Origin of the sequence: Thauera linaloolentis 47Lol = DSM 12138, assembly GCF_000310205.1 — a bacterium.
GTDB classification, from domain to species: domain Bacteria; phylum Pseudomonadota; class Gammaproteobacteria; order Burkholderiales; family Rhodocyclaceae; genus Thauera; species Thauera linaloolentis.
In genome coordinates this window covers 37,024-46,785 of the sequence record NZ_AMXE01000025.1, presented here as the reverse complement: position 1 = coordinate 46,785, position 9,762 = coordinate 37,024, and the positions used below count along the sequence as shown (strand labels likewise).

At 68.0% G+C, this 9,762-nt stretch carries 7 protein-coding genes and 1 pseudogene; 3 read left to right on the top strand and 5 right to left on the bottom strand.

The features are described 5' to 3' along the window. Both C666_RS20425 and C666_RS08840 read right to left on the bottom strand, forming a co-directional pair. Nucleotides 1–75: pseudogene (locus C666_RS20425) on the bottom strand (electron transfer flavoprotein subunit beta/FixA family protein); the annotation flags it as partial. Between the two features lie 161 nt (nt 76–236). Continuing rightward, nucleotides 237–776, bottom strand: coding sequence for a DUF924 family protein (locus tag C666_RS08840; protein WP_004337083.1), 540 nt, complete (start codon nt 774–776; stop codon nt 237–239). A 197-nt stretch (nt 777–973) separates the two neighbouring features. Here C666_RS08840 and C666_RS08835 point away from each other — a divergent pair, with 197 nt between their 5' ends. After that, complete coding sequence (locus tag C666_RS08835) at nt 974–1,861, top strand: pirin family protein (protein WP_004337082.1); 888 nt, start codon at nt 974–976, stop codon at nt 1,859–1,861. Nucleotides 1,862–1,975: 114 nt separating this feature from the next. Here the strand turns inward: C666_RS08835 and C666_RS08830 are convergent, their stop codons facing one another. Then, nucleotides 1,976–3,412: an aldehyde dehydrogenase family protein gene (locus C666_RS08830; RefSeq protein WP_004337081.1), complete on the bottom strand. Its 1,437-nt coding sequence runs from the start codon at nt 3,410–3,412 to the stop codon at nt 1,976–1,978. A gap of 99 nt (nt 3,413–3,511) precedes the next feature. Between C666_RS08830 and C666_RS19315 the strand changes: the two genes are divergently transcribed. Together C666_RS19315 and C666_RS08820 are read left to right on the top strand one after the other, a co-directional pair. After that, the gene (locus tag C666_RS19315; RefSeq protein WP_004337080.1) at nt 3,512–6,160 is read left to right on the top strand and encodes an ATP-binding protein; all 2,649 of its coding nucleotides are present in this window, start codon (nt 3,512–3,514) and stop codon (nt 6,158–6,160) included. 72 nt (nt 6,161–6,232) lie between these two features. After that, nucleotides 6,233–7,288, top strand: coding sequence for an HD-GYP domain-containing protein (locus C666_RS08820; protein ID WP_004337079.1), 1,056 nt, complete (start codon nt 6,233–6,235; stop codon nt 7,286–7,288). A gap of 33 nt (nt 7,289–7,321) precedes the next feature. Here C666_RS08820 and C666_RS08815 read toward each other — a convergent pair whose 3' ends face one another. Together C666_RS08815 and C666_RS08810 are read right to left on the bottom strand one after the other, a co-directional pair. Continuing rightward, entirely contained in the window at nt 7,322–9,037 is a 1,716-nt protein-coding gene (locus C666_RS08815; RefSeq protein ID WP_004337078.1) for an acyl-CoA dehydrogenase family protein, read from the bottom strand. Continuing rightward, nucleotides 9,034–9,714, bottom strand: coding sequence for a TetR/AcrR family transcriptional regulator (locus tag C666_RS08810; RefSeq protein ID WP_004337077.1), 681 nt, complete (start codon nt 9,712–9,714; stop codon nt 9,034–9,036). Before C666_RS08810 ends, C666_RS08815 begins: the two co-directional genes overlap by 4 nt. Between the last annotated feature and the right edge of the window lie 48 nt (nt 9,715–9,762).

The window sequence follows — 9,762 nt, the reverse complement described above, 5'->3', positions numbered from 1 at the left end:
ACCGCCGCCGTCGGCCTTGACGCGAACCTTCACGTTGTAGTCAACAACGCGTTTGACGGGTACGAGAATCTTCAAAGTCATCCTCCTTTATCGTCGATATCAACACCTGCAGACCCAACACGGCGAAAGTCTAGTTTTTCCGCTGCCGGGGCAGGTTCGCCATTTCCGAACACAGGCTTCAGAAGCTGCTAACGCAAAGGCTGGCGGGGTCCTCGCTGGCTACGTGATGACGCCCCCTAGAAGCCCGAGCCCGGCTGCTTCAGGAACGCGATCTCTTCCGGCGTCGACACGCGGCCGAGAATCGCGTTGCGGTGGGGATAGCGGCCGAAGCGGTCGATGATCGCCTTGTGCAGCAATTCGAAACGGTGGTTGTCCTCCGGTGCCCAGCGGCCGAACAGCTCGTCGGCCTCGACGTGGATCAGGGGCGATTCGCTGTGCATGTAGGGCATCAGCAGAAAAGTCCGTTCGCTCGGCGCGGACAGGGCTTCCAGCGCGCCGCCCACCACCGCCTCCTGGGCCAGCGCCAGCGCCATCGGGTCCTGGGCGAAGGCCGCCGGCGTATTGCGATGGATGTTGCGCGAGAACTGGTCGAGCACGATGATCTCCGCCAGCCGCCCCCTGGCCGATGTCCGCCAGCCGGACAGCTCGCCCAGCGACGCCGACACGAGCAAGGGCAGAAAGCACGCGCGCAACTCGGCATCGAATGCCGGATCGACGTTCCACCACTGCCCGGGTTCGATGTCCTCGAACCAGAACTTCAGAATCTGTTCGTGCATCGTCCGCTCCTGATGAGAATGGTCTTGCTGCATGGCTGGCACCTCCCTGGCAATGCGCCGACCGTCCATTCCACCACAGTCGCGCACGCCCGGAAACGCTTGCCTTTCCCGGGCCCGGCACTACAGTACGACCATCAGCCGCGGCCCGGCCGTCATTCGCCGGCGCCCCCTCCACCCCCACCGCCCGGCATCCGCCCATGACCACGATCGAACGCATCCCCCTGCGAAAAGCCGAACTCGGGGAGGGCCTGACGATCCTCCGCGCCCTGCCCACACGCCAGCGCCGCATGGTGGGCGCCTGGTGCTTTCTCGACCATGTCGGCCCGGTGCGCTTCGGCCCCGGCGAAGGCATGCATGTGGGCGCCCACCCCCATACCTGCCTGCAGACCTTCACCTGGGTGGTCGAAGGCCGCATCCTGCACCGCGACAGCCTCGGCAGCGAGCAGGTGATCCAACCCGGGCAGGTCAACCTGATGACGGCCGGAGCGGGCATCGTCCATACCGAGGACACCCTGCCCGGAGAAGAAAGGCTGCACGCGGCCCAGCTCTGGATCGCGCTGCCGCCCGAGCATGCCGGCACCGCTCCCGCATTCGAGCATTACCCCTCGCTGCCGCGCTGGTCGCAGGACGGCGTGGCCTGTACCCTGCTGGCGGGCCGCCATGCGGGGCACCAGGCGCCGACGCGGATCTTCACGCCGCTCCTGGGACTGGATCTGGCCTCCGCGGCAGGCGGCACGACCACGCTGCCGCTGGACCCCGGATTCGAGTATGGCCTGCTGCCGCTGGAAGGGCGGGTATCGGCCGCCGGCAGCCCGCTCGCCGGGGATGAGTTCGCCTACCTCGGCCAGGGACGCGACAGCCTCGATCTCTCGTTCGCCCTGGGCAGCCGCGCCCTGCTGCTGGGCGGCGCCCCGTTCGGGCACGACATCACGATGTGGTGGAACTTCGTCGGCCACGACCGCGGCTACGTCGCCCAAGCCCAGGCCGACTGGGAATCCGGCGCGGCGCGCTTCGGCCGCGTCCCAGAGGACGGTGGCAGGCGGTTATCCGCCCCGCCGCTGCCGTGGCCCGTCCGACCCGCCTGAACATCCGCGACGGCGAGCACGCCATGCCTTCGGCACACTGCCAGACTGGACGCCGCCAGCAGGCATGGCGTTCCCCGGAAGGAGCGCCCCACCGTCCCGCGCCCATGGCAAGACTCAGCGCGAACTCATGAAGACCCGGACGTCGGCATAGGCGGCCAGCCCCTCGGCGCCGTGCTCGACCCCCAGGCCGGACAGCTTGTGGCCCCCGAACGGGAAGTCCACGCCGTGGACATAGACTTCGTTGATCCATACGGTGCCGGCTTCCAGGCGTCCGGCCAAGGCCCGCGCGAGCGCCAGGTCGCGGCCCCAGACCGAGGCTCCCAGACCATATTCGGTGTCGTTCGCGCGGCGCACGACGTCATCGAAGTCACGGTAGCGCAGCACTGGCAGGAGCGGACCGAAAGCCTCTTCCCGAACCACGCGGCTGTCGTCGGGCGGATTGTCCACGATCGCGGGCGGGACGAAGTAGCCCGGACCGGGACCGGCTCCGCCGCCGAGCGCGAAGCGAAACCCCCGGGCACTGCAGTCGGCCAGCAGGCCGAGCACCCTCGCATGCTGGCCGGCGTTCTGCAGCGGCCCGAGCTGGCTGGCCGGATCCATGCCGTCCCCCATCTGCACGCCACGGGCATAGTCGGCCAATGCGGCGAGCAGGCGCGGGTAGATGTCGTCATGCACGTAGAGCCGCTTGATGCCGACGCACCACTGCCCGGAGTTGCCGAAGGCGCCCCAGAACAGCCTGGGGACGACGGCATCGATGTCGGCGTCGGGCAGCACGATGGCCGGGTCGTTGCCGCCCAGTTCCAATGTCACGCGTTTGAGGGTCGCCGCGGCGCCCGCCATCACCTTGCGTCCCGTGGCGACCGAACCGGTGAAGCTGATCTTGGCGATGCCGGGGTGCTCGACCATCCAGCGGCCCAGTTCATCATCCCCGGTGAGCACGGTGAGCACACCCGGCGGCAGGATGCCTTCGGCCAGTTCGGCCAGCCGCAGGGCGGTCAGCGGCGTGTGCGGCGAGGGTTTGAGAATGGCGGTGTTGCCGGTGATCAGGGCCGGGGCCAGTTTCCACACCGCGAGGCAGAGCGGAAAGTTCCACGGCACGATGAGCCCGGCCACGCCCAGCGGGACGCAGGATTTCTCGACCCGGTGCCGCGGCGTGTCTTCGAGCACTTCGTCGGTCAGGCGCCGCGTGACCACCTCGCGCAGCCAGCCGATGGCGTAATCGACCTCGTCGGCCGCGGCGGAATGGCGCGGCTTGCCCTGCTCCAGCGTCAGCAGGTCGGCCAGTTCGTCCCGCGCCCGCTGCATGCTTCCGGCCAGATCCTCCAGCCGCGCCTGGCGCGCGTCCCAGGACAGGGCGCGCCAGGCCGGGAAGGCCGCGCGCGCTGCCGCGACGGCGGCGTCCAGGTGCTCCGGCCCTGCCACCGGCACGCTGGCAAACGCGGCCCCGGTGGCAGGGTTGATCACCGGCCGGCGCCGCGCCGTGCGGACATGCTCGCAGCCCAGGCGCAGGCGGGTAAAACGTTCGTCGGGCAGGACATGGCGGGCAGGCATGATATTTTCCCTTTCCGATTGAATTCAGACCCAGCATCATAGCGGCTGCTCCGGCCATTCCCAACGAGTATGCAAAGGCAAGGAAAGCAAGCGGAAAACATGACGAACGGCAGCGCATCGGAGACGATGCGGCTGATCGGACTCGGCCTGCCGCCGTCGATGCGGATGGCGTTGCACGATCTGCTCGCGGGCAAGCGCTTCCAGCTCGTCGAAGCCTTTCCGGCCGATGGAGTGGGCGCCGAGGACATCGTCGTTGCCGATGGGGCATGGCTCGCCCGCCATGCGGATACGGCGCGGGGCGGTCTGGCCGCAGGCCTGGCGGGCGCGGCGGCCCTGATCGTGATCGACCACGGCGGCGATTCGCCGCTGCCGTCCGTGCGCCGGATCCTGCACGCACCGGCCGAGGCCGTCGATGTGGCGCGGCTGGCCGGCGGCATTCACGACGACAGGCTCGGCCGGCCGCTGCCGGCAATCGTCGTCGGCAGCCCGGCCGAGACCGAAGCAGCCTGCGCGAAGGAACTCGAAGCCGCACGCTGCACGGCGCATTTCCTCGGAGCCGGCGCGCTGGCGGATGCCTCCGCCATCCCGGAGACGGCCTTGCTGGTCGTCGATCTCGCCGTGGCGGCGGATGCGCAAGGCCTTATCGCCGCGGCACGCAAGGCGGTGGCCCGGTGGCGGCTGCCGCTGGTCTTCCTTGCGCCGCCCACGGCCTGGCCGCCGCCGGACGGGGCGGAAGACGACGAATTCTGGCTGGCCGTGCCCATCGCCGCCGGCCAGCTCGCCGCCATCGCCCGCCCGATCGTGCGCGCCGCCCGCGACCGGGCGTGGCGTACGCATCTGCGCTGCCGGCAGCTGGACACGCAGCTCAAGGAATTCAGCGTCATGCGCCGGGCGATCGACCAGCACGCCATCGTCAGCATGGCCGACGCGGACGGCCGCATCATCTATGCCAACGACAAGTTCTGCGAGCTGAGCGGCTTCAGCCTCCAGGAACTGCTCGGCGCCAACCACAGCATCGTCAAGTCAGGCCGGCACTCCGACGAGTTCTACGCCGCCCTGTGGCGCACCATCACCCGGGGCAGAACCTGGCAGGGCGAGGTCTGCAACCGCAAGAAGAACGGTGAGCCGTATTGGGTGAGCACGACCATCGTGCCGATCGTCGACGACAGCGGGAAACCGGTCCGCTACGTGTCGATCCGCACCGACATCACGCTCCTCAAGGCGACGGAGCTCAGGCTGCAGGAAAGCCGGGAGCGCCACAAGTTCTTCGCCGACAATGTCGACGAAGGCGTGGTCGTCTGCGACCGGGGGATGATCGTCGACGTCAGCGACCGCTGGCTCGAACTGTTCCGCTGCCGGCGCGACGACGCCCTCGGCCAGCCCGTGATGTCCTTCACCGCGCCGAGCGCGGTGCCGATGGCGCTGCAATTGATCGGCGAGAAATGGGCCGAATCCTACGAGTCGGTCATGCTGCGCCACGACGGCACGACCTTCCCCGCCATCGTGCGCGGGCGCGACCTGGAATTCGGCGGCCGCGAACTGCGCCTGACCACCATCCTCGACATCTCGCGGCAGAAGGAGACCGAGCTCGCGGTGAAGGCCGCGAGGACCGAAGCCGAGCGCGCCAACCAGGCGAAATCCGAGTTCCTGTCGAGCATGAGCCACGAACTGCGCACACCGATGAACGCCATCTTCGGCTTCGCCCAGATCCTCGAGTTCGACGAGCGCCTGAACGAAGACCAGCAGGACAGCGTGCAGGAAATCCTCAAGGCGGCGCGCCACCTGCTGGGGCTGATCAACGAGGTGCTCGACCTGGCCAAGATCGATTCCGGCCGCATCACGCTGTCCATCGAGACCGTGCTGGTGGACGCCGTGGCCGACGAGTGCGAACAACTGCTGCGGCCGCTGGCCGCCGACCGGAAGATCAGCCTGCATCTGCCGTCCGGCCCGCAGGGCGCGGTGCGCGCGGACCGGGTGAGGCTCAAGCAGGTGCTGCTCAACCTGCTGTCGAACGCGATCAAGTACAACCATCCGCAAGGCGAAGTCCGGCTGACGGTGGACACGGCCGGCCCGCGCCTGCGCATCACGGTCGCCGACACCGGCCCCGGCATTGCCGCCGACAAGCTGGGCAGCCTGTTCCAGCCCTTCAACCGCCTGGACGCCGAGCACGGACCGGTCGAAGGCACCGGCCTCGGCCTGGCGATCTCGCGCCGGATGGTCGAGGCCATGGGCGGCAGGATCGGCGTCGACAGCGAACCGGGCCGGGGCTGCCGCTTCTGGATCGAATTGCCGCAGGCGGATGCGACACCGGCCGCAGCCCCGCCGGCCCGGCGGTCGCAACCGGCGGAATCCGGCAGTGGCGGCCGGCAGCGGCACATCCTGTACATCGACGACAACCCGGTCAACCTGAAACTCGTGACGCAGATCCTCAGCAGGCTGCGCGACATCCACCTGGTCACCGCGCATACGCCGGAACTGGGCATCGAGCTGGCGCTCACCGTCAAGCCCGATCTGATCCTGCTCGACATCAACCTGCCGGGCATGGACGGCTATGGCGTACTGCAGGTGTTCAAGGCTGATCTGCAACTGCGCCACATCCCCGTCCTCGCCCTGTCGGCCAACGCAATGCCGAAGGACATCGAACGCGGCATCGGGGCCGGCTTCACCGACTATCTGACCAAGCCGCTGGATATCGGGCGCTTCCTTGCCAGCATCGACCTCTACCTGCCGAAGAGAGAGAACGGATGACGCCCCCCGGGCCTACCCGTCGGCACCCCCTTCTCTTGGGCAGAAACCTCGCGGCAACAGGAGTCCTGCCCGGTGAACACGCACGTTGACTCGCCCATCCTGATCGTCGACGACGAGCCGGCCAACCTCAGGCTCCTGGACAAGCTGCTCAGCAGCCAGGGCTACACCCGGCTGATCTGCGTGGAGGACCCGCGCGAGGTGCTGTCGCACTACAACCGCCAGCGCCCCGACCTGATCCTGCTCGACATCAACATGCCCTACCTCGACGGCTACCAGGTCATGGAGCAACTGTACGCGCTGAACGACCCGCTGCTGCCGCCCATCGTCATCCTGACCGCCGAGCATGGCCGCGAACACCTGATCAAGGCACTCACCGCCGGCGCTCGCGACTACCTGAACAAGCCCTTCGACCGCAGCGAACTGCTGATGCGCGTGCGCAACCTGCTCGACGCGCGCCGCGCATACCGCAGTACCCATGAGCAGAAGGCCATTCTCGAGGAGATGGTCCGCCTGCGCACCGAGGAAGTGGTCGCCACCCGCCTGCAGATCGTCCAGCGCCTGGGGCGGGCCGCCGAGTACCGCGACAACGAGACCGGCCAGCACATTCTGCGCATGAGCCATGCCGCCGCCCTGCTCGCCGGCCGCCTGGGCTGGAATGACGACGAGGTCGAACTGATGCTGCACGCCAGCCCGATGCACGACATCGGCAAGATCGGCATCCCCGACGCCGTCCTGCTCAAGCCGGGCAAGCTGGACGACACGGAATGGAAGATCATGAAGCTGCACCCGGTGATCGGCGCCGAGCTGCTTGCCGGCGACGACTCCAGCCTGCTCCGCATGGCGCGGGAGATCGCCCTCGGCCACCACGAGAAATGGGACGGCAGCGGCTACCCCGACGGCCTGGCCGGCGAGAACATTCCACAGTCGGCGCGCATCGCCGCGGTGGCGGACGTCTTCGACGCGCTGACCTCGGCCCGCCCCTACAAGAAAGCCTGGGGCATCGAACAGGCGGTGGCCTACATGCAGGAACAATCGGGGCGGCATTTCGACCCCAGGATCCTGGCGGTCTTCCTGTCGAGCCTGGACGACATCCTGCGCATCCGCAAACGCTATCGCGAGCCCGACTGAAGCACGCGCCGGCGCCGAGCGCGTCGGCGACGTTCAGCGCTTGACCCGCGCGCGCTCGACGATGGCGTCCGCCTGCGCCTGGGTGACCCCCGGGCCGAGCGTGCCGAACATGACGCCCCAGTTGTGGGTGTTGCCGCCCAGCCGGGTCTTCATGAACACGTCGACCACCTCCGGCGCCGAATGCCGCAGCAGCTCGGCGCCTTGCAGCGAGCGGGCGATCGCTTCGGCCGCGGGACGGGCGAGGAACTCGTCCTGCAGCATCGCATCGAGCAAGGGCCGCATCGCATTCACGTAACCATCGAAGCGCACATCCAGCCCGCGCACGTCCGCCAGCTCGGCGAACAAGGCGTCGCGGCAGCTCGCATCCTTCAGCATCGCGCGACGCACGTCCATGCACATCATGTTCGCCGTGCCTTCCCAGACACTGTTGAGCGGCGCTTCGCGGTACAGGCGGGCCATCGGGCCATCCTCGACGAAGCCGTTGCCGCCGTGGCACTGCAAGGCTTCGTTGGCGACGGCCACCACGCGCGAGCAGTTGAAGTATTTCGCCATTGGCGTCGTCACGCGGGCAAAGGCCTTTTCGCGCGCGTCGGTGTCGATGTAATCGGTCGCCTTGGCGATGCGCAATGCCATCAGGGTCGCGGCCTCGACCTCCACCGCCATGTCGGCCAGCACGTTGGCCATCATCGGCCGCCTGGCCAGGCTGGAGCCGAAGCCGTTGCGGGTGGTCGTGTGGTTCAGGGCCAGCGTCAGCACCTGGCGCATCAGGCCGGCGGAGCCGACTGCGAAGTCCAGGCGGGTGAGGTGCGAGTGGGAGATGATCTCGCGGATGCCGGCCCCTTCCTCGCCGACCCGGATCGCGAGCGTGCCGCTGTACTCGACCTCGCTGCCGGCATTGGAGCGATTGCCCGCCTTGTCCTTCAGGCGCTGGATGAAGAAACGGTTGTAGCTGCCATCGGGCAGCGTGCGCGGCAGGAAGAAGCAGGTGACGCCGCCATCGACCTTGGCCAGGGTGAAGAACCCGTCCGACTGCGGCACCGAGCAGAACCACTTGTGGCCGGTCAGCTCGTACCAGTGGGCGGTGGCCCCGTGGTAGTCGGCGGTGTGCGAGAACACCGCCGTGGTCTGCGTCTCGCGCAGGTCCGAGCCGCCCTGTTTCTCGGTCATCGCATAGCCGATCACCACGGAGGGCTTGTCGGCCACTTCGCGGCGGCTGTTCTCGTAGACCGTGCCCAGGCACTTCTCGGCCCAGATCTTCAGTGCGGGCTCGTGGCTGAAGCCGGCGTAGGAGGCGTAGGCCATCCCGGTCGGGCATCCCGTGCCCTGCTCGACCTGGTTCCACAGGTAGGAGAGGACGGCGCGCGCATAGTGCGGATGCTTTTCCCTGCTCGTCCACGACAGGGTCGGCACCTCGTGCTGCCAGGCGAGCGACATCAGTTCGTGCCAGGCCGGGTGGAAGTCGACCCAGTCGATGCGGTTGCCGAAGCGGTCGTGGGTCTTCAGCTCGGGAATGTTCCGGTTCGCCTGGCGAGCCAGTTCCTGGACCGCATCGTCGCCGGCCAGTTGGCCGATGGCCGAGCAGCGCGATGCCGCCCACGGGGCTTCGCGCTCGATGGCGGCCTTCAGCACGACGTCGCCGTCGAAGGCATTGAAGCCGCTCGGCAGCGCCGCCTGGTTCTTGACGACGTGGGTCGAATGACGATCGGCGGCCGTTTCGAGGACACGCTGTGCGGGGGCGGGGGCGTTCATGCCTGTCTCCTTGGGTGGGGTTCGGATGAAGCAGCTTTGCCGGGCTGTGCCGTGACGGCCGCGCAGCAGACATCGGCGATCTGGCTGGCCAGGGCACGCACCGCGTCGGGCCCGTGCGTGCCCGAGCGGTCGAAATCCGCGTTGAGCGGGGAAAGCGGGCCGATCAGGCTTTCCATGAAGCCGCCCACGATCACGGTGGCCGCGATGCTGGGGTCCAGGTCGGCGCGGAAATCACCCGCGGCCTGGCCGTCCTTGACGATGCGCATGATCTGTTTGCTGATGGCGTGGCGGTACACGAGACGCGCCTCGTCGATCTCGCGGTCGCAGGGCTCCGCGATCAGGGCGTAGGCCAGTCGCCGGTTGCGCATCGCGCGCTCGACGAAGGCCGAGACCGCCACATGCAGCGTCTGGCAAGGCGCATCGGCGCTGTTGGCGATGGCTTCCAGGACATCGACCTCGCGCTGGGAGACCACGGAAAGCACCTCGACGCACAAATCTGCCTTGGACGGAAAGTAGCGGTACACCGAACCGGTGGCGATGCCGGCGGCGGAGGCGACATGGCTGATCTGCGCCTCCGCCCAGCCCCCCTCGGAGACCAGCCGGCGTGCGGCGTCGAGGATGCGTTGGCGGTTGTCGGCGAGGCGTGCCTCGACGCGTTCGGTCTTGCGATAGGCCATGATGAAATGAACTTTGATTCAGTTAGTGAACCCTAATTCACTTCTTCA